Here is a 21,340-nt window from a genome sequence, read left to right on the forward strand (position 1 = left end):
TCGAGGTCCCGGCGCAGGGCCGGGACGCGCCGCGCAACGCTGCCCCGGCCCCCGAGCCGGGGCCGCCTGGACCAACGCGACCCCGCCGACGCCGGGAACGCTGCCGAGACGCGAGGACCGAAGGGGTCCCGGCGCAGGACCGGGATCCATCTCGCGCTGTCCCCTCACCCGTTTTGCGGAGGTCACCTGATGGCGCTCTCCAACTCCGGAAAGAACGGCTGGCTCCTCTCCATCCCCGCGCTGATCCTGCTGATCTTCGGCGCGGCCGGGCCGCTCCTGATCGTGGTGGTCTATTCCTTCCTCGAACCGGGCGATTTCTCCGGCGTGATCTGGAACTTCACCACCGAGGCCTGGTTCCGCGTCTTCTTCGAACGCGACATCTTCGACGGCACCGTATCGACCGCCGACGCACATCTGACGATCTTCTGGCGCTCGCTCAAGCTGTCGATCCTGACGACGCTCGCCACCTTCCTGATCGGCTTCCCGATGGCCTGGTTCATCGCCACCCAGCCGCCGAACCGGCGCGCGGCCTGGCTGTTCCTGATCACCATTCCCTTCTGGACCAACCTGCTGATCCGGACCTTCGCCATTCTCGAGGTGATCCGGAACCAGGGCCTGCTGAACTCCTTCCTGATCTGGCTGGGGGTGATCGACGCGCCGCTGCAGATTCTCTACACCGACACCGCGGTGCTGATCGGCATGGCCTATGTCTACCTGCCGCTGATGGTCCTGCCGCTCTTCGCCGCCATCGACCGGTTCGATTTCAAGCTGATCGAGGCGGGATACGACCTCTATGCCTCGCGTTGGCGGGTGCTGCGCCGGATCGTCATCCCCATCGTCCGCCCCGGGATCGTCGCGGGCTCGATCCTCGTCTTCGTTCCCTCTCTGGGGGCATACGTGACGCCGCGCATCCTGGGCGGCGGCAAGAACATGATGCTCGGCAACTTCATCGAACTGCAGTTCGGCCAGGGCCGCAACTGGCCTCTCGGCGCGGCGCTGTCGATGCTGCTTCTGGTGATCGTGCTGACGGCGCTGCTTGCCTACGTCCGCGCCACCTCGGTCGAGGATCGCCACAATGTCTGACCGCACACCCCCGCGTCCCGGCCCCGCGCCGGAACCGCGCCGCACCGGGACGGACAGCGGGGCCCCCGCGCAGGACCGGGGCAGGGGAGAGACCAAGGGCCCGGACCGCGGGGCCCCGGCGCGGGGCCGGGGCAGGGCCGCGCAGGCCCGGCCGTTCAACGTCACCACCATGCCGGGCTTCGCCACCGTCGCGATCCTGGCTTTCGTGCTGCTCTACGTGCCGATCGTCACCATGGTGATCTACAGCTTCAACGCCTCGGACAGCGTGGCGCTCTGGGGCGGCTTCTCGACCCGCTGGTACGCCATCGCCTGGGAGAACGATTTCGTGCAGGAGGCCACGATCCGCTCGCTGGTCATCGCCACCTCGGCCGCCGTCATCGCCTCGACCCTGGCCACGATGGCGGCCCTCGGCACAACCCGGCGCAAGCGCTTCAGGGGGCAGACGCTGATCTACGTGATGATCAACCAGCCGCTCATGGTGCCCGAGATCGTCACCGCCGTCGCCCTGCTGATCTTCTTCGCCGCGATCAAGACCGCGACCGGCTACACCGGCCTCGCCTACCTGATCCTCGCGCATTCGGCCTTCTGCGTGCCCTTCGCCTACCTGCCGATCCGCGCCCGTCTCGAAGGCATGGACCTGACGCTGGAACGCGCGGCGGCGGACCTCTACGCCACGCCCTTCCAGACCTTCCGCCGCATCACCCTGCCGCTCATGGCGCCCGGCATCGCCGCAGGCGCCATGCTGAGCTTCGTCATTTCGCTCGATGACGTTATCATCACCGAGTTCGTCAAATCCGCCGGACAGGATACGCTGCCGACCTACATGCTGGGTCAGCTGCGCCGCGCGGTCACGCCCGAGGTCAACGCGATCTCCACGGCGCTGCTTGTGCTGACAGTTCTTCTGCTGACGGCCTTCTTCCTGCTGACAAGAAAACGGGGATGAACCCCGGACCAACCCGACAAGGAGCCATCATGAAACTGGTATTCACTTCCGCCCTCGCCCTCGCCGCCGCCACCGCGGCCCATGCCGAGGGCGAACTCAACATCTACAACTGGGGCAACTACACCAACCCCAAGCTGATCGAGAAGTTCGAACAGGAGCACGACGTCGACGTCACCATCACGGATTTCGACTCCAACACCACCGCGCTCGCCAAGATCGAGGCCGGCGGCCATGGCTTCGACATCGTCGTGCCCACGCACAGCTACGTGCAGATCTACGTGGGCAAGGACCTGCTGATGAAGCCCGGCATCCCCGAGATGGAGAATTACGACAACATCTCGGACAACTGGAAGAACGTCGACTGGGATCCGAACCGCGAATACACCGTGCCGTGGCAATGGGGGACCACCGGCGTCGCGGTCAATACCTCGGCCTATGACGGCGATATCAACACCTCGGCCATCTGGCTCGACACGCCCGAGGAACTGGTCGGGAAGGTCAACGTCGTGCCCGAGATGCAGGACGTCATGAACCTCGCCGTGATGTACATGGGCGGCGAGCCCTGCACCGACGACCGCGACCTTCTGCGCGAGGTCCGCGACAAGCTGGTCGAGGCCAAGTCCGACTGGATGTCCATGGACTACGGCATGACCGAGAAAATGTCGAACGGCGACGTCATGGCGAGCGTGAACTGGAACGGCTCGACCTTCCGCGCGCGGCTGAACAATCCCGACGTGGCCTATGGTTACCCGAAGGAGGGCTATATCGTCTGGATGGACAACGTGGCGATCCTGAAGGACGCGCAGAACGTCGAGAACGCCAAGCTGTTCATGAACTTCATCATGGATCCGGAAAACGCCGCGTTGATCTCGGAATTCGCCCGCTACGCCAACGGCATCGACGGCTCCGAGGAGTACATGCCCGAAGAGATGAAATCCGCCCCCGAGATCGTGGTCCCAGACGAGCTGAAGGCGGCGGGCAAGTTCACCTCCTCCTGCCCGAAGGAGGTCCAGGATCTCTACACGGCGATCTGGACCGACCTGCAGAAGTAAGGCCCATCCCCGGCCAAGGGCGTTCCCGGGCGTACCGGGAACGCGCACAGCCACGCGTCCCGGGCTTGCCCCGGGACCTACCCGCCAGCCGTACCGCGGCCACGCGTCCCGGGCTTGCCCCGGGACCTTCCCGCCAGCCGTACCGCGGCCACGCGTCCCGGGCTTGCCCCGGGACCTCCCCGCCGGCCGTACCGCGGCCACGGATCCCGGGCTTGCTCCGGGACCTCCTCGCCGGCCGTACCGCGGTCAAGTCCGGGGGCGACGCCATCCCCGCTGTGACCCTTCCGCTCCGATGGTTCCGGCGCGCGGGACTCATCCCCCGAACGGCGCGTTCGCCTTCTTGAGTCTTTCCAGCAAGGGCGCGATGGCGGGACGGCTGTTGATATCCCTAAGCGCCTTGTTGTAGTCGATCACCTGCTGCCGCTTGGCCTCGATCGTCTTGTTGATCTCCGCCCGCCGCACCTCGCTGACCGGCGCGATGCCCTTCTTCGCGTCGTCGATCGCATCATTGTACTTGGCGATGTCCGCGACTTCCCACTTCCGGTAATTTGTGATCTCGGTGTGCAGCTGCGACCCCGGCGTCAACTCGGGCAGGCGACTGTCGTATTTCTTGACCTTCGCCTCCGCCGCCAGGATCCGCCGTTCGTTGAGCCGGACGATCTCGGTCGCCGCGCCGCCGTCCCGCTCCCGCTCCAGCCTGCGGATCTCGCCTTCGGCAAAATTGATCTCCTCCTGGATCTGCGCCACTTCGCTGCCGACCGCGTTGGAATAGGCGGTCGAGGCCGCGCGCAGTTCCTCCAGATCGGCCTTGTCGTAGGACTTGGTATCTTCGAGGAAAGAGCTCAGCAGGATCGCCTCCATCGCCGGGCGCTTGTCGGGATCCTCCTCCAGCATCGCGTTGCGCAGCCGTTCGAACGCCGTCTGCTCGACCGCCTCGCCGCTGTCGTCCTTCGTCTGGACCTCGACCTCGCTCGCCATCTTGCGGTCGTTGTGACGTGCCATGCCGCGGTAGGGGTCGCCCAGCTGGTCCAGCAGCGTCGTCAGCGAATAGACGTCGGATTTCGACGACATCTCCTCGCCGGAGATCAGCTCAGGCGACTGGTAGCCCGGTGTGCCCTGGCCCGGGTTGTCGACCTTGCCGCCCCGCTGGCTCATCGACTGCGCAAGACCGAAATCCCCCAGCTTCACGTGGCCGTCCTCCGACATGAAGACGTTCAGGTCCTTCAGGTCGAAATGCGTCATGTGGTGGTCTTCCATGGTCTTGAGCGCCATCACCACCTCGCGCAGGTTCTCCTTGATCATGGCCTGGTGCGCCTCCTGCGAGATCGCGCCGGTTTCGGCCAGGGCCCGGTTCACCCCGTTCTGCTTGTTCAGGTTGCCGCCCTGCGCATATTCCATCGCCACCAGGGGCACGCCGTCGGGGCTCATCACCACGCCCTTCATGTCGACGAGGTTGGGGTGACCGTCGCCGTTGCGTCCGCCGGTCGCCTGGTTGTGGTTGCGCGCCTCGTCGGCGAATTCCTTCTTTGTTCCGGGATCCTCCTCGTTGCCTTCAAGCGGCGTCTTCAGCACGATCTCCTCGCCGTTCGGCCCCCGGAAGGTGAATACGCGCCCGCCGCCGCCGCTGCCGAACTCCCGGCCCTTGGTATAGGTCTCGCCGTTCAGCGTGATCGTCGCGTAGTCCGCCGTCGCCTTGTTGGGGAACTGGTCCATCACGCGGTTGTTGGCATTCTTGGCCAGCGCCTCGACAACCTGCTTGGTCTTGGGCGGAAGATCCTCCTTGGAGCCGCGCAGCCCCATGCCGGTCATGTAGTCCTTTTCCCATTCGTCCAGCGACTTGGTGGCGAGATCCAGCATCTCGTCGCCGTAGGGATCGTCCTCGATCAGGTCGTCCAGCTCGTCGTTGAAGACCGAGGCCGCATGCGCCACGAACGCCTGCCGTTCCCTGTCCGGCGCATGTTCATAGGGCAGCTCGTCCAGCCCCGCGCACATGCCGCCCACATCGAATTTCGGCGGCGCGCGGAACGTGTCGCCCGTGTCGCCCGGGCCATAGTCGTCGCCCGCGCGCCAGCCCTCGCTGTCCGCACTGATCTCGTCGCGGTCCCGCATGAGCGCCTGCCGCATCTCCTCTTTCGCGCGCTCGATCCGCTCCTCTTCCAGCTTGATGAGATGCGGGAATTCCGCCCGGTTGCCCTGTTCGCTGACGCCCACCTCGCCCTTTGAATTCACCGCCGGCCCGTTCTCGCGCTGCTGAAAGCTCGAGAGGTCCAGGATGGCCCGCTTGCGGCCGAGGAAATCCTCGCGCTTGTCCTTGATGATGGTTTCGATCTGCGACTGGATCGGCTGCGGATTGAGCGGGTCGTCATTGGCGAAGAACCCGCGGATCTGCGCGATCAGCGTATCGACGGGACCGGTATTCGTGGCCGGGTTGTCCTCCTTGATGATCGCGATGTTGCGTTCCGCATTGGCGAGGATCGTTTCCACGTCCTTCTTGCTGCCGACCGGCGAGATGTAGCTTCCCTTCAGAGTGGGAATCTCGGACCGGGCCCTCTGGTCGGCTGCGTCCATCTCCTTTTCGTACTGCGCGATGGTGTTGCTCAGCAGCGTATACTGCTCCAGGGCGCTTTCGAAATCCGGTTCGGCGGCCAACACCGGCAGCCGCGCGATGCCGTTCACGGGGCCGTCATGGCCGACCCGGACCCGGGGCATGATCCCGGCGGAATAGTCCACCACCCTCTGCAGTTCGCGCTGCAGGCCCTGCAGCTTGGTCTGCAGCTCCGTCGGGTCGAGATCGCTGCGTTCCTGGTCGCGGGTGTCCCGCGCGTCCTTCTTGATCTGGTTCAGCGCCTTGTAGGCGGCCTTGAGATCGCTCGATTTCGCGTCCGTCTGGCTTTCCAGCGGATCGGTGACCGCCTTGAGCCTCTGCACAAGACCGGCCTTGCCGTCACTATCGGCGGGCAGCGCGTCGATGGCCGCCTCGACCTTCTCCTTGCGGCGCCAGAACTTCTCCATCGCCTTCGAGAGGCCCTTCTTCTTCATCCGTCCGACATCCTGATAGCTCGTGTATTTTTCGAGCCATGCGATCATTTTCGGTGTCAATGCCATCGTCCGGACCTCCCTCGTGCGTCTAGTTCGGATGCGCCTGTTGCCGGAGCCCGGACCTGCGCCTGGTGAATTCTTCCGGGGCCCGGCGGACCGCCCCGGCCACCTTCCCCCGGTAGCCTCGGGCCGCCGCATCCGGCTTTCCCGTCGCCGTATCGCGTCAGCAGTGCCGCAATTGCCTGAAAGATATTCATGACCGCTTCCCCTACGGCAACCGATTTCTGCCGGAGGGGGGCGAAAAAGGGGCGGGAACCGCGTCCTGCCACCTGTCGCGTTCCGTTGATGATCGGGGTGGGGCGCTGCGGCGGGGCAGGCGGCATCCTCGGGTTCGACCCGGGGGGCTCCGGTTTCTACGGCGTCACCCCGACCGCGGCGCCGTCCTTGACCACCTCCATCGCCATGAAGGTCGAGGTCTGCGCGACATGCGGCAGATGCGCCACGAGATCGGTCAGCGCCCGGCGATAGGCCGCGACATCCCGAGTGCGGATCTTCAGCAGGTAGTCGTAGCCGCCCGCGATCATGTGGCATTCGGCGATTTCGGGCGCGGCGCGCACCGCCGCGTTGAACGCGTCCAGCGCGTCCGCCGTGGTCCGTTCCAGCGTCACCTGGACAAAGGCCACCTGCGCGAGGCCCAGCTTTCCGGCGTCCAGAGCGGCGTGATAACCTTGGATATATCCCTCGGATTCCAGCCGCTTGACCCGCACGGTCACGGGCGTCTTCGACAATCCCACCCGATCGGCCAGGGCCGCCATGGACAGCCGCGCATCTTTGGCCAATGCGGAGAGGATGCGCCGGTCGATCCGGTCCAGTTCGTCTGTATTCTCGCTCATGCCGGTCAGATTGGCCTGAAACCGCTGTCAAGTACAGACCGGTAGGGCACCGTACGGTCGAAAATCAGTCCGGCACGACCCGGCCGGCTCGTGTATGATGACGCCCGGGAACGACAAGACCAGAACAACAAGAAAGGGGATCCCATGCCGACAGAAACCCGCTCGACACTCCGCTCCGAGATGCGCGCCGCCACCCTCGGGCCCGAACCCGTCGCGCTGGACCGCCTGATCGAGACCGCCCGTCTCTCGGGCGACGACCGTGCGGCGATCTCGGAGCGGGCGGCCGGGCTGATCCGCAATGTCCGCGCCTCCTCCGAGCCCGGCATGATGGAGAGCTTCCTCGCCGAATACGGCCTCTCGACCAAAGAGGGGGTCGCGCTCATGTGCCTGGCCGAGGCGCTGCTGCGCGTGCCCGACGCCGAGACCATCGACGACCTGATCCAGGACAAGATCGCGCCGCACGATTGGGGCGCGCATGTGGGCGACAGCGGGTCGCTGATGGTCAACGCCTCGACCTGGGCGCTGATGCTCACCGGCCGCGTGCTTGACGACGAAGAGGATGACGGCGTGGTCGGCGCCCTGCGCGGCATGGTCCGCCGCCTGGGCGAGCCGGTGATCCGCACCGCCGTCGGCCGCGCCATGCGCGAGATGGGGGCGCAGTTCGTGCTCGGCCGCGACATCCGCGAGGCGATGAAGAACGCCCGCGAGCGCGAGAAGCAGGGATATACCTACAGTTACGACATGCTGGGCGAGGCCGCGCGCACCGATGCCGACGCCATGCGCTATCACGGCGCCTATGCCCAGGCCATCGCCGCCATCGCCGCCAAGGCCGATGGCCCGGACGTGCGCAGCAACCCCGGCATATCGGTCAAGCTCTCGGCCCTGCATCCCCGATACGAGGTCGCGCATCGCGACGAGATGCTGCCCGAGCTGGTCGCCCGCACCCTGCAACTCGCCCGGGCCGCCCGCGACGCCGGCATCGGCTTCAATATCGACGCCGAGGAACAGGACCGGCTCGACCTGTCGCTCGACGTGATCGAGGCGGTTCTCTCGGACGAGAGCCTCGCCGGATGGGACGGTTTCGGCGTCGTCGTCCAGGCCTACGGCCCCCGTGCGGCCCATGTGATCGACTGGCTGCGGGACCTGGCCCTGGCGCTCGACCGCAGGATCATGGTCCGGCTGGTCAAGGGCGCCTATTGGGACACCGAGATCAAGCTCGCGCAGGTCGAGGGGCTGGACGGCTTTCCCGTCTTCACCCGCAAGGCCAATACCGATGTCAGCTATATCTCCTGCGCGAAGAAGCTGCTCGAATACCGCGACCGCATCTATCCGCAGTTCGCGACCCACAATGCCCATACCGTCGCCGCCATCCTCCACATGGCCGGCAACGACCGCGACAGTTTCGAATTCCAGCGTCTGCACGGCATGGGCGAGGCGCTGCACCACAGCGTGCTGACGGACGAGACCACGCGCTGCCGCATCTACGCGCCGGTGGGCGCGCATCGCGACCTGCTGGCCTATCTCGTGCGGCGGCTGCTCGAGAACGGCGCGAATTCCTCCTTCGTGCATCAGATCGTCGACGAGAACGTCGCGCCCGAAACCATCGCCCGCGACCCGTTCGACCAGTGCGATCCCACGCCCAACCCGGCGATCACCCACCCGTTCGCCATCTTCGGCAGGGACCGGAAGAACGCGAAGGGATGGGATCTGAGCGACCCGCTGGACCTCGCCGAGATCGAGGCGGGGCGCGGGCGCTTCGCGGCCCCCCACCAGTGGGAGGCGGGCGCGGGCAGCGCCCCCCGCGAAATCCGCAATCCCGCCCTGCCGAATGACGTGGTGGGCCGTGTCTACGAGGCCTCGGCCAAGGACGTGACCGCCGCCATCGACGCCGCCACAGCCGCCCAGCCCGGCTGGGCCGCGACCCCGGTGGCCGAACGCGCGGAAATCCTGCGCCGCATCGCCGACCTCTACGAGGAAAACGCCGAACAGGTCTTCGCCCTCTGTACCCGCGAGGCCGGCAAGACCCTGGCCGACGGCGTGGCCGAGGTGCGCGAGGCGGTCGACTTCCTGCGCTACTACGCCAACCAGGCCCCCCGCGCCGAGAGGGACAGCGCCGCGCGCGGGGTCATCGCCTGCATCTCGCCCTGGAACTTTCCGCTGGCCATCTTCACCGGCCAGATCGCCGCCGCGCTGGTGACGGGCAATGCCGTGATCGCCAAGCCCGCCGAACAGACGCCGCTGGTCGCGGGCCTCGCCACCCGGCTGATGCACGAGGCCGGCATTCCCCGGGATGTGCTTCACCTGCTGCCGGGCGACGGCCCCTCGGTCGGCGCGCCGCTGACGGCGGATCCGCGCATCGCCGGGGTCTGCTTCACCGGCTCGACAGACGTGGCGCAGATCATCAACCGCCAGCTTGCCGAGACCGCGCCCGACGCCATGCTGATCGCCGAGACCGGCGGGCTGAACGCCATGATCGTCGACAGCACCGCGCTGCCCGAACAGGCGATCCGGGATATCCTCGCCTCGTCCTTCCAGTCCGCCGGCCAGCGCTGTTCCGCCCTGCGCGTCCTCTATGTCCAGCGGGATGTCGAGGAACGCGTGCTCGGCATGCTGTACGGCGCGATGGACGCGCTGCGCATGGGCGATCCGTGGTATCTCTCGACCGATGTCGGCCCGGTCATCGACGAAGAGGCCCGCGAGGGCATCACCGCCTATTGCGACGAAATGGAAGCGAAGGGCCGCCTGCTCAAGCGGCTGGATCACGCGGGCGAGGGGCTGCACGTCCCGCCCCATGTCTTCCGCGTCTCGGGCATCGGCGAGATGCAGCGCGAGATCTTCGGGCCCGTCCTCCATGTCGCGCGCTTCGATGCCGAGGAGTTGGACAGCGTCATCGCCGAGGTGAACGCCAAGGGTTATGGCCTGACCTTCGGTCTGCACACCCGCATCGACATCCGCGTCCAGCAGGTCGTCGACCGGCTGCGCGTCGGCAACCTCTATGTCAACCGCAACCAGATCGGCGCCATCGTCGGCTCCCAGCCCTTCGGAGGCGAGGGCCTCTCGGGCACCGGACCCAAGGCGGGCGGACCGAACTACCTGCCCCGCTTCCGCAAGCGCGCGGCGGGCGGGATCACGGTCTCGGATGCCCCGAAGGTCGAGGAGACGGTTCTGGACAAGGCCCTCGCGGACCTCGACGCGCAGCACTGGCACCGGCGGCCGGACCGCGTCTCGGCGCTGCGCTCCGCCCTGCGCGGCGCGGCCGGCGACGCGATGAGCGCGGCCGCCGCGCTCGACATGGGGCCGATCGACCTGCCGGGGCCGACGGGGGAATCCAACCGCCTGACGCTTTTCCCGCGCGGCACGGTCCTCTGCCTCGGCCCGGACCCCGAGCTCCTGCTGGACCAGACGGTGCAGGCGCTCGCCGCCGGCAACGCCGTGCTGGCCGTGGCGCCCGAGGCCCGCAAGGCCCTGGCTCCGCTGACCGGGGCCGGCGCGCCGCTGCACGTGATCGACGGACAGGTGGACCCGGCGATGCTCGGGTCGCTGGCCATGGACGCGGTCGCCAGCGCGGATGCAGCCGCTTGCCGGAAACCGCTGGCCGAGCGCGACGGCCCGATCCTGCCGCTGATCACCGAGCGCATCGCGCCCTCGGCCTATACGCTGGAACGCGCGGTCTGCGTCGACACCACCGCCGCCGGCGGCAATGCCAGCCTTCTGGCGCAGGCGGGATAGGGATCTAGTCCGACGGGGGGCGGATCGCATCGATCCGCCGCATCAGCTCGTCGCGCGAGATCTCGCCCACGTGCAGGGCGGACAATTCGCCCTGCGCCGTGAAGAAGAGTGTCGCGGGCAGACCCGCGGCACCGTAGCCGCGCGACAGCTGCTTGTCCTCGTCCAGAACCACCCCGCGCGAGGTCAGCCCCTCGGTCGCCAGGTAGAAGGCGATGACCTGCGCCGTCTCGCCCTGGTTGGCAAAGACGATATCCACGTCCTCGAGACTGGCTGCCACCTCCTGCATCATCGGCATCTCGACCCGGCAAGGCCCGCACCAGCTGGCCCAGAGGTTCAGCACCAGCGGCCGCCCGTCGCGCCGGTCCAGCGCCACGACCTCGCCCGACAGGGTGATGACCTGCGTCTCTTGAATGGAGCCGCCGCCCGGCGGGCCGTTCAGCAGATAGGAGAATCCCCCGGTGAAAAGCCCGATCAGCACCACCACGACGACCGGCCGCACCAGCCCCCGGGCCCTGTGGGCCAGTCCGGTCAATAACTTGCGCACGTTGCTGTCGCTCCTCTGCCCGCCGGCAGAGACTAGGCGCTTTCGCCGCCGCAGCAAGACGGTCACCGCACTTCGGTGCCGTCAATCCGGTCTGTCGAGAAAATTGGAGCGGGCGATGAGATTCGAACTCACGACCCTAGGTCCCCCAATTGTTTCGCAATACGGAACCTATCAATTTTTCAAAAAAATTCTTGATGGACGCCAAGGCGTACGCCCTCATTCACCAAGAAACTGCCTCGCGGCTCGCATCTCTGCCGCTGTCAGGTCCTTGCTGATCGGAGCTGTCGAGAATTCGCTGCCATGGACACCACGGAAGACGTCAGCTGCGTTGTTCCAGCGAGACCATCTATGAACGACAACGAACCTTTCGCCGTCCTTTACTTGCGGCAACAGCTCGTCTCTCAGCCATTGTTGGTGCACCAAGGCTGAAGGCAGAGAACGCGATAAACGAGCAACGTGTTTCGCACCACCGTTGACTGAGCGATAGGCTACCCCGTTCACCAAAGCCGCACGACCGTCCTCCAGCCACTTGCTGAAATTTCGGTTGAAGTAATATGGAGCAATCGACCGGGCCGATCGGGCCAGCGGCCTGGGGTTTGCCAAAAGGTTTCGATACTCTTCACGAGCGGCCTCGTCGGGGAACTCGGTCGGGGTGAGTTGCGCATCAAATCCGCCATTGTTGTCCAGGATGATCAAGGGCGCATTGACCACATCGCCTATGAACGCCGGAGGCGGGAAGTCCAAGTTGAAACCGTGGCCATCATTGGCCTCGAAAGTTGCCAAGTCGTCCGGATGTACTGCGTCATCCAACCGTGACCAGAAATCTGCCAGCGTTTGCGTCATTCTCCGAGCCTAGCAAGAGATACTTGTCGCGCCAGCGTTAAAGCTCCGGGCGCAGCTCAGGGGTAGAGCTAGAGCGCCGAAGCATGCTTCGCGCACCTTGCCCGGTCGTTATCAGCGAATCCCGAGCCGAACCGGCCCAGACCGTTCACCCCGACTAGTGTGAACGAACCTTGATTTAGAAGGTGTCGAGAAGTAAAAAAGACCCGCAAGTCTTTGATTTAATTGGAGCGGGCGATGAGATTCGAACTCACGACCCTTACCTTGGCAAGGTAATGCTCTACCCCTGAGCTACGCCCGCGTCCTTGGGTAGGGGAGCATGTATAAAGTCTCGTGCGGGGGCGCAAGGGGAAATTTCGACCCGCCGGAAAATACTTCTGAACCGGATCGGCGGGGGCGGAAATGCCGGGCCGGACGGCGTGCGGAGAGTGGTGTCCGAGCAGAGGCCGGCCTTTCGCGGTCATGCGGTTCCCCCCCGTCAGATGCCGCGCGCGGGGCAGCGACTGACCCTAGGAAGTCGTGGAAACGCCACCGTCGTGCCGTGGCGACGGGCGGGCGTTGACCGGCGGGGCGGCTCGGCAAGGCATGGGGTCGATGTGCCGAGGGGTTTGCGCGGGAAGCGACGCGGTGCCGGCGCGCCGGAGGCCCTCGGCGGCTGTGCCGGGGCAGCGCCGTTCCTGCAGACGAAAAGCGGGCGATCCCGGCGATCGGCCGGAGCCCCGGCAGAGCCGGCTGCGAACCGGCCCCACGACCCGGCGATCACTCGAATTCGACGAGCAGGTCCTTGGCGTCGATCTGCGCGCCCGTGGCGACATGGATGAGCTTGATCACCCCGTCGCGGTCGGCGTGCAGGCCGGTCTCCATTTTCATTGCCTCGATGGTGAGCAGCAGGTCGCCCTCTCTGACCTTGGCGCCGGGCGCCACGGCGAGCGAGGCGACGACGCCGGGCATCGGCGCCGAGACGTGATCGGGGTTGGCCGGGTCCGCCTTGGGCGCCGCCGCCTTGTCGCCGGTCGCCTTGCGGTCGGGCACGCGGACGACGCGGGGCTGGCCGTTGAGTTCGAAGAACACCCGCACCTCGCCGTTGTCCTGCGTGTCGCCCACGGTCACCAGGCGGATCTCCAGCGTCTTGCCCGGGTCGATCTCGGCCGTGATCTCCTCTTCCGGTTTCATGCCGTAGAAGAAGGTGTGGGTCGGCAGGGTGCGCACCGGGCCGTAGGTCTCGTGCCGGTGGCCGTATTCCTCGAAGACCTTGGGATACATGAGGTAGGAGTTGAGATCCTCGTCGTCGATCTCGATCCCGTCCAGCTTGTTGCTGATCTCCTTGCGCTTCTCCTCGAGATCGACGGGCTCCAGGTGCTTGCCCGGCCGTTCGGTCCTGGGCTTTTCACCCTTGAGGACCTTCCTGACGATGGCCTCGGGAAACCCGCCCGGCGGCTGGCCGAGGTTGCCCTTCATCATGTCGATGACCGAGTCGGGGAAACTCACGTCCTTCTTGGGGTTCTCCACGTCCTCGCGGGTCAGGCCCTGGGACACCATCATCAGGGCCATGTCGCCGACCACCTTGGACGAGGGCGTGACCTTCACGATGTCTCCGAACATCTGGTTCACGTCGGCATAGGCCTGCGCGACCTCGTGCCAGCGTTCCTCGAGCCCCATGGAGCGGGCCTGCGACTTGAGGTTGGTGAACTGCCCGCCCGGCATCTCGTGCAGGTAGACCTCGGAGGCGGGGGCCTGCATGCCCGATTCGAAGGCCGCGTACTGGCCGCGCACCGCCTCCCAGTAGTTGGAAATCTCGCGCACGGCGGCGACGTCGATCGAAGAGGCCCGCGACCCGTGGCGCAGGGCCACGAGGATCGACCCGAAGGTCGGCTGCGAGGTGTTGCCCGAGAGCGAATCCATCGCCGCGTCGACACAGTCCACGCCGGCCGCGGCGGCGGTCAGGATGGTCGAGATCGCCGCGCCGCTCGTGTCATGCGTGTGGAAATGGATCGGCAGGTCCACCGCGTCCTTGAGCGCGGGGAAGAGCACCTCGGCCACCGGCGCGGTCATCACGCCCGCCATGTCCTTGATGCCGAGGACATGCGCGCCGGCCTTCTCCATCTCCTTCGCCATCTTCACGTAATAGGCGATGTCGTACTTGGCCCGTTCCGGGTCGAGCGCATCGCCGGTGTAGCAGATCGTGCCCTCGCAGATCTTGCCGTTCTCCTGCACGGCGTCCATCGCCACGCGCATGTTCTCGACCCAATTGAGGCTGTCGAAGACGCGGAAGACGTCGACTCCGGTGACCGAGGCCTGGCGCACGAATTCCTGCACCACGTTGTCGGGATAGTTGGTGTAGCCCACCCCGTTCGAGGCGCGCAGCAGCATCTGGGTCAGGATGTTGGGCATCTTCTCGCGGATGTCGCGCAGGCGCTGCCACGGACATTCCTGGAGGAAGCGGTAGGCCACGTCGAAGGTCGCGCCGCCCCAGCATTCCACGCTGAAGAGCTGGCTGAGGTTCGCGGCATAGACCGGCGCGATCTTGATCATGTCGAGCGAGCGCATCCGCGTCGCCAGCAGCGACTGGTGGCCGTCGCGCATCGTCGTGTCGGTAAAGAGCAGTTCGTCCTGCGCCTTCATCCATTTCGCCACGGCCTCCGGCCCCTTGTCGTCCAGCAGGTCGCGGGTGCCCTTGGGCACCTCGCCCTTGACCGCCGGGATGCGCGGCGGCTTGAGGTCGGGATGCGGCATGGGCCGGCCCTGCACCTCGGGGTGCCCGTTCACCGTGATGTCGGCGATATAGGTCAGCACCTTCGTGCCCCGGTCGCGCCGCGGCTTGAAATCGAACAGCTCGGGCGTCGTGTCGATGAACTTGGTCGTGTACTGGTTCGACAGGAACGTGGGGTGCTTAAGCAGGTTGATGACGAAGTCGATATTCGTGCTGACGCCCCGGATACGGAATTCGCGCAGTGCCCGGTCCATCCGGCGGATCGCCAACTCGGGCGTCGGCGCCTTGGCGGTCACCTTGACCAGCAGCGAGTCGTAGTAGCGCGTGATCACGCCCCCCGCATAGGCCGTCCCGCCATCGAGCCGGATGCCCATGCCGGTGGCCGAGCGATAGGCGCTGATGCGGCCGTAATCGGGGATGAAGTTGTTGGTGGGATCCTCGGTGGTGATCCGGGTCTGCAAGGCGTGCCCGGTCAGCTTGACGTCGTATTGCGAGGCCTTGCCCGTCGCCTCGGCCAGCGCCTTGCCCTCGGCGATGAGGATCTGCGCCTGCACGATGTCGATGCCGGTGACCTCTTCGGTCACGGTATGTTCGACCTGAACGCGGGGGTTCACCTCGATGAAGTAGAACTTGCCGGTATCCATATCCATCAGGAACTCGACCGTGCCGGCGCATTCGTAATTCACATGGGCGCAGATCTTGCGGCCCAGTTCGCACAGCTCCTCGCGCTGCGCTTCGGAAAGGTAGGGGGCGGGGGCGCGTTCCACGACCTTCTGGTTGCGCCGCTGGACGGAACAGTCACGCTCGTAAAGGTGATAGATGTTGCCCTGCCTGTCGCCGAGGATCTGGACCTCGACGTGGCGGGCCCGGATGATCATCTTTTCCAGATATCCCTCGCCGTTGCCGAAGGCGGCCTCGGCCTCGCGCCGGCCTTCCAGCACCTTGTCCTTCAGCTCTTTAGCGTTTTCGATCGGCCGCATCCCCCGGCCGCCGCCGCCCCATGACGCCTTGAGCATCAGAGGAAAGCCGATCTCCTCGGCCTCTTTCGTGATGGCCTCGAAGTCGTCCCCCAGCACCTCGGTCGCGGGGATGACCGGCACGCCTGCCTCGACCGCCACCTTCCGCGCGCTGGCCTTGTCGCCGAGGGCGCGCATCGTCTCGGCCCGGGGCCCGATGAAGGTGATCCCGGCGGCGTCGCAGGCATCCACGAAGTCAGGATTTTCCGACAGCAGCCCATAGCCCGGATGGATGGCGTCCGCGCCCGACATCTTGGCGACGCGGATGATCTCCTCGATGCTGAGATAGGCCGCGACGGGCCCCAGCCCCTCGCCGATCTTGTAGGCCTCGTCCGCCTTGAAACGGTGCAGGCCCAGCTTGTCCTCTTCGGCATAGACCGCGACGGTTCTCTTGCCGAGCTCGTTCGCTGCCCGCATGATCCGGATGGCGATCTCGCCACGGTTCGCGATGAGGATTTTCTGGAAATCGGCCATGGGGTCTTCTCCATGTGAGGAACAGTTCCACGAGCAAACGACATGCCGCGGCGCAGCGCAAGGGGCGAATTTGCCAAGTGCAAAGTGTCCGTGGTCCGGATTGCGAAGAAAGCAAAGTGAAGGCGTGGTTCCAGACCTGCCACCGGTCCTTGCGCGGATTCCGGGCGAAGCCGCCATGCGCACGCCGAACCGCCCCCCGTCCCGGGCGGCGCCGCGTCGCTGGTCGCAAGAAGCGCTTTGCGTCTACACGATTGGACAGATCGCGTGGTCCGGCCGTTCGGGTGCCACCCCGCGGATCGGCGCCCGCGTGGCTATCTGCGGCCGGCGTAATCGTCCCAGAGCCGCCCGCGCGCCTCTTCGGGGCGCGAGATCCCCATCTGGATCATGCCCGAGGTCACGTCTTCGGTCAGGATATGCGTCACATGCGCGGCCCCGCGGGCGCCAAAGGACGCCACGCCCCAGAGCCAGGGCCGCCCGAGCATCACGAAATCCGCGCCGAGCGCGATGGCCCGCAGCACGTCCAGCCCCGACTCCACCGCGCCGTCGAAGATCAGCGGATAGTCCGGCCCCACGGCCGCGCGTACCAGCGGCAGGGCGGCGGCGGAACCGGGCGCGCCGTCGAACTGCCGCCCCCCGTGGTTCGACACCCACACCGCATCGACGCCCAGATCGCGCAGCATAACCGCATCGCCCGGCACGAGCACCCCCTTGGCCACCACCGGCCCGTCCCACATGTCGCGCAGCCGTTTCAGCAGGTCCCGGTCGGGCGCGGCGTGGGGTGCCAGTCCGACATGCCGCGCCGGTTCATGCGGCGAGGCGTATTTCGCCAGCCCCCGCACGCTCGGCGTTCCGGCCCGCGCGACCGCCACCGCCCAGTGCGGCCGCAGCACCGACTGGAGGAACAGCCGCGGCGTGATCCGGGGCGGCGTCGTCAACCCGCCCCGCCTCTGCCGCTCGCGCCGGGAGGGGCCGGGCACATCGACCGTCAGGACGAGCGTATGAAATCCCGCGTCCTTCGCCCGTTTCAGCAGGTCCTCGCAATGCTCGGGATCGCGCGGCGGATAGAGCTGGAACCACCCCTGATCCCCCAGATGCGGCGCCACGTCCTCGACCGAGGCGGCGGCCACGGTGGAGAGCCCGAAGGGCAGGTTCCGCGCCGCGCAATGCTGCGCCAGCGTCACCTCGGCCCCCGGCCAGAAGAGCCCCGTCATGCCGACGGGCGACACGCCCCAGGGCCGGGAATAGCTCCGCCCGAGCAGGGTGGTCGCCAGGTCCGGGACCGTCCGTCCCTTGAGCACGGCGGGGGCCAGAAGCACGTCGTCGAGCGCCGCGCGCGACCGCCGGATCGCCCCGTCCGCGCCGGTGCCGCTGTCGAGATATTCCCAGGCGAAATGCGGAATGCGCCGCTTCGCGCGGGCACGCAGGTCGGAAAGGGTGGGGTAGGCGAGGTCGAGATCCATGGGCGACGAGATTGGCCGGTCGCCGGAAGATTGACAAGGTCGAACCGGAGCGACCGCGCCCCGGCGCGCTATCCTCGCGCGCATGAGCAGCCACGACGATCATGACGCCTTCGAAGGCGCATCCCTCTCGGCGCGCGCGATGGCCGCGCGGCCCATGCCCTACCTGGACGAGTTGAACCCCGCGCAGCGCGAGGCGGTCGAGGCGCTGGACGGTCCGGTCCTCATGCTGGCCGGGGCGGGCACCGGCAAGACCAAGGCGCTGACAGCGCGGATCGTGCACCTGCTGAGCACCGCCCGCGCCGCGCCCAACGAAATCCTGGCCGTGACCTTCACCAACAAGGCCGCGAAGGAGATGAAGGCCCGTGTCGGCCGGATGCTGGGCGAACATGTCGAGGGGATGCCCTGGCTGGGCACCTTCCACGCGATCTGCGTCAAGCTGCTGCGCCGGCATGCGGAGCTGGTGGGCCTCAAGTCCAGCTTCACCATTCTCGACACCGACGACCAGATCCGGCTGATGAAACAGCTGATCCGGGCCAACAATATCGACGAGAAGCGCTGGCCCGCGCGGCAGTTGGCGGGGATCATCGACAACTGGAAGAACCGCGCCTGGACGCCGCAGAACGTGCCCTCGGCCGAAAGCGCCGCGTTCAACAACCGCGGGACGGAGCTTTACGACCAGTACCAGCGCCGCCTGCTGGAGCTGAACGCGGTCGATTTCGGCGACCTGCTGCTGCATGTCGTGACGATCTTCCAGAAGCATGAGGATGTGCTGGCGCAGTACCAGCGCTGGTTCAGGTACATCCTCGTCGATGAATACCAGGATACCAACGTCGCCCAGTACCTCTGGCTGCGGCTGCTGGCGGGCGGGCACAGGAATATCTGCTGCGTCGGCGACGACGATCAGTCGATCTATGGCTGGCGCGGGGCCGAGGTGGGCAACATCCTGCGGTTCGAAAAGGATTTTCCCGGGGCCAAGGTGGTCCGGCTGGAACAGAACTACCGCTCGACCGAGCACATCCTGGCCGCCGCCGGCGGGGTGATCCGCGGCAATGAGGGGCGGCTTGGCAAGGAGCTGTGGACCGAGGCCGGCGAAGGTTGGAAGGTTCGGCTGATCGGCCATTGGGACGGTGAAGAAGAAGCTCGGTGGATCGGTGAAAAAATCGAAGACCATCAGAGCGGTCGATCTGAAGAAGCGAAAAACCGATACAACCCGCGGCTGAATAGCTTTCAACAGGAACTCGACCGCCGCGCAAAGAGCGGTTTGGGTCCGGTGGACGAACATCAATATGTCCGTGACGCTTTCGAAAGTGGCAGTGTCTACAGCGACATGAAGACGTTCAATCTGGTGAAGCAGCTGCTGGACAGAGATAAATACTCCGCTCGATATGGAAACATGCTCGGTGCGCTCGGCGACTACGTGGTCCATCGTTTCTCTCTGGACGAAATCGCCATCCTCGTCCGCGCCTCGCACCAGATGCGCGCCTTCGAGGACCGGTTCCTGACCATCGGTCTGCCCTACCGCGTCATCGGCGGCCCGCGCTTCTACGAACGGTTGGAGATCCGGGATGCCATGGCCTATTTCCGGCTGGTCGTCTCGCCCGCCGACGACCTGGCCTTCGAGCGGATCGTGAACACGCCCAAGCGCGGCCTGGGCGACAAGGCGCAGCAGAAGATCCAGGTCTGCGCCCGCGATAACGGCGTGCCGCTGGTCGAGGGCGCGCGGATCCTGCTGGCCGAGGGCGGGATCGGCGGAAAAGGCGCGGGTGAACTGCGCGCCCTGATCGACAATCTGGACAGATGGGGCCGGATGACCGGCCACGCCGATCTGAGTCACGTCGAGCTGGCCGAGCAGGTGCTGGACGAGAGCGGCTACACCGCGATGTGGCAAAATGACAAGACACCCGAAGCGCCGGGCCGGCTGGAGAACCTGAAGGAACTGGTCAAGGCCCTTGAGAACTTTGACAATCTTCAGGGCTTCCTCGAACACGTTAGCCTCATCATGGACAACGCCTCGGAAGACCAGGGTGCGAAAGTGTCAATCATGACGCTCCACGCCGCCAAGGGGCTCGAGTTTCCCGCGGTCTTCCTGCCGGGCTGGGAGGACGGGTTGTTCCCCTCGCAGCGGTCGATGGACGAAAGCGGGCCCAAGGGTCTCGAGGAGGAACGGCGGCTGGCCTATGTCGGCATCACCCGCGCCGAAGAGGTCTGCACGATCTCCTTCGCCGGTAACCGCCGGGTCTTCGGCCAGTGGCAGTCGCAGATTCCGTCGCGCTTCATCGACGAACTCCCCGGGGAGCATGTCGAGGTGCTGACGCCGCCGGGCCTCTATGGCGGCGGCTTCGGCGCGGCCGCGCCCGGATACGACGGCATCCAGTCCACCGTCGACAAGCGCGCCTCCGAGGCGAATGTCTACAACTCTCCCGGCTGGAAACGCATGCAGGCCCGCGCCGGCCAGCGCCCGATGAGCCAGCCGCGCGAGACGCGGAGCCAGGTGATCGATCTCGAGGCGGTCAGCCGCTACACCATCGGCGACCGGGTCTTCCATCAGAAGTTCGGCTATGGCGCCATCACGGGGATCGAGGGCGACAAGTTGGACATCGACTTCGAAAAGGCCGGCACCAAGAAGGTCGTCGCCAAGTTCGTGATGGCCGGCGACGACGTGCCTTTCTGATCCTCTTCATCTTGGCAGAAATACTCCGGGGGAATTGAGCCCGTGAGGGCTCAAGGGGGCAGCGCCCCATTGGCGACGTCATCGCCAGCGGAACCGTCGGACGCCTCCGGCGGGAGTATTTTCGGCAAGATGAAGGCCCCCCGAAAGAAAAAACGGCGACGCCAGGGAGGAGGAGAGGCGCCGCCGTTCATGTCACGATGACCCAGGGAGGAGGAGAGGGCCACCGATCCGGTTGTGCAGTTCCGGCGACCCCAGGGAGGAGGAGAGGGGCCGCCGGTCTTGCTATCACCGACCCAGGGAGGAGGAGAGGGCCGATGCATCTCTTTGCGGAGCGTCTTACCCGGCTCCGGGGATAGGTGCGGCGGCATCAGGGAGGAGGAGAGATGCCGCCGCGAGTTTCAGTCGGTCCAGGGAGGAGGAGAGGACCGCCTGATTCCGTATTCACATGCTCCCGTATGCCTCTTCATGGGCCAGGGAGCGGATCATCGAACGATGCAGGCCGAGGTCGCGCAGTTCGCGGTCGCTCAGGGCCGAGAGTTCCGCCACGCAGCTGCGGTAGGTCCGGTGCCGCTGGTAGCGCTCGGCCAGACCGGTCACGAGACGCGAGAACAGGCCGGGATGGCCAACTGCGTTGCGGGTTTCGGTCATCATTGCCATGTCGTCGTACCTTTCGTCCTGCCGTGAGACCGTGTGGCCCGTCCGGCGTCTTGTTGAGTTCAAGATACGATTATTCTGCGACTGCACAATGGACGATGCTGCAATGCGGCTATGCAGGAAGCGCATGAGCGTTGCGCGTTTGTAACTCGCTGATCGTGCTGAGATATTCCGCTTTGTGCAAAAGAAACGGGCGGACGCCCGCGGTGCCGGTCCCTCGGTGACGCCACGT

At 66.1% G+C, this 21,340-nt stretch carries 12 protein-coding genes and 2 tRNA genes; 5 read left to right on the plus strand and 9 right to left on the minus strand.

Annotation, left to right across the window (positions count from 1 at the left end):
- Nucleotides 1-189 precede the first annotated feature (189 nt).
- The 3 genes from OB2597_RS19880 to OB2597_RS19890 all read left to right on the plus strand — a co-directional run bounded on the left by OB2597_RS19880 (nt 190) and on the right by OB2597_RS19890 (nt 3,078).
- Nucleotides 190-1,083: an ABC transporter permease gene (locus tag OB2597_RS19880; RefSeq protein WP_009807422.1), complete on the plus strand. Its 894-nt coding sequence runs from the start codon at nt 190-192 to the stop codon at nt 1,081-1,083.
- A 169-nt stretch (nt 1,084-1,252) separates the two neighbouring features.
- Nucleotides 1,253-2,026, plus strand: a complete 774-nt coding sequence (locus OB2597_RS19885; protein WP_040610000.1) for an ABC transporter permease — start codon at nt 1,253-1,255, stop codon at nt 2,024-2,026.
- 29 nt (nt 2,027-2,055) lie between these two features.
- A complete protein-coding gene (locus tag OB2597_RS19890; RefSeq protein ID WP_009807424.1) occupies nt 2,056-3,078 on the plus strand; it encodes an extracellular solute-binding protein in 1,023 nt (340 codons plus the stop codon).
- Between the two features lie 312 nt (nt 3,079-3,390).
- Here OB2597_RS19890 and OB2597_RS19895 read toward each other — a convergent pair whose 3' ends face one another.
- Together OB2597_RS19895 and OB2597_RS19900 are read right to left on the minus strand one after the other, a co-directional pair.
- Entirely contained in the window at nt 3,391-6,183 is a 2,793-nt protein-coding gene (locus OB2597_RS19895; RefSeq protein WP_161601050.1) for a protein kinase domain-containing protein, read from the minus strand.
- A 347-nt stretch (nt 6,184-6,530) separates the two neighbouring features.
- Nucleotides 6,531-7,010 (minus strand): Lrp/AsnC ligand binding domain-containing protein, encoded by a 480-nt coding sequence (locus OB2597_RS19900; RefSeq protein ID WP_009807426.1) that lies wholly within the window; start codon nt 7,008-7,010, stop codon nt 6,531-6,533.
- A 144-nt stretch (nt 7,011-7,154) separates the two neighbouring features.
- Here OB2597_RS19900 and putA point away from each other — a divergent pair, with 144 nt between their 5' ends.
- Nucleotides 7,155-10,739, plus strand: a complete 3,585-nt coding sequence (putA, locus tag OB2597_RS19905; protein WP_009807427.1) for a bifunctional proline dehydrogenase/L-glutamate gamma-semialdehyde dehydrogenase PutA — start codon at nt 7,155-7,157, stop codon at nt 10,737-10,739.
- A 4-nt stretch (nt 10,740-10,743) separates the two neighbouring features.
- Here the strand turns inward: putA and OB2597_RS19910 are convergent, their stop codons facing one another.
- The 6 genes from OB2597_RS19910 to OB2597_RS19925 form a co-directional block, all read right to left on the minus strand.
- The gene (locus OB2597_RS19910; protein WP_161601051.1) at nt 10,744-11,283 is read right to left on the minus strand and encodes a TlpA family protein disulfide reductase; all 540 of its coding nucleotides are present in this window, start codon (nt 11,281-11,283) and stop codon (nt 10,744-10,746) included.
- 104 nt (nt 11,284-11,387) lie between these two features.
- Nucleotides 11,388-11,499 (minus strand) — tRNA-OTHER (locus tag OB2597_RS21990).
- Nucleotides 11,500-12,126, minus strand: coding sequence for a hypothetical protein (locus OB2597_RS21995; RefSeq protein WP_148234767.1), 627 nt, complete (start codon nt 12,124-12,126; stop codon nt 11,500-11,502).
- Nucleotides 12,127-12,349: 223 nt separating this feature from the next.
- Nucleotides 12,350-12,424, minus strand: a tRNA-Gly gene (locus OB2597_RS19915).
- 458 nt (nt 12,425-12,882) lie between these two features.
- Nucleotides 12,883-16,323: a pyruvate carboxylase gene (locus tag OB2597_RS19920; protein ID WP_009807429.1), complete on the minus strand. Its 3,441-nt coding sequence runs from the start codon at nt 16,321-16,323 to the stop codon at nt 12,883-12,885.
- A gap of 311 nt (nt 16,324-16,634) precedes the next feature.
- Nucleotides 16,635-17,783 (minus strand): alpha-hydroxy acid oxidase, encoded by a 1,149-nt coding sequence (locus OB2597_RS19925; RefSeq protein WP_009807430.1) that lies wholly within the window; start codon nt 17,781-17,783, stop codon nt 16,635-16,637.
- 82 nt (nt 17,784-17,865) lie between these two features.
- On the opposite strand from OB2597_RS19925, the gene OB2597_RS19930 reads away from it, so the two are divergent.
- Complete coding sequence (locus OB2597_RS19930) at nt 17,866-20,454, plus strand: ATP-dependent helicase (RefSeq protein WP_009807431.1); 2,589 nt, start codon at nt 17,866-17,868, stop codon at nt 20,452-20,454.
- A gap of 441 nt (nt 20,455-20,895) precedes the next feature.
- Here the strand turns inward: OB2597_RS19930 and OB2597_RS19935 are convergent, their stop codons facing one another.
- Nucleotides 20,896-21,111 (minus strand): DUF1127 domain-containing protein, encoded by a 216-nt coding sequence (locus OB2597_RS19935; protein ID WP_009807432.1) that lies wholly within the window; start codon nt 21,109-21,111, stop codon nt 20,896-20,898.
- Nucleotides 21,112-21,340: the final 229 nt, after the last annotated feature.

The organism is Pseudooceanicola batsensis HTCC2597 (assembly GCF_000152725.1).
GTDB lineage: Bacteria > Pseudomonadota > Alphaproteobacteria > Rhodobacterales > Rhodobacteraceae > Pseudooceanicola > Pseudooceanicola batsensis.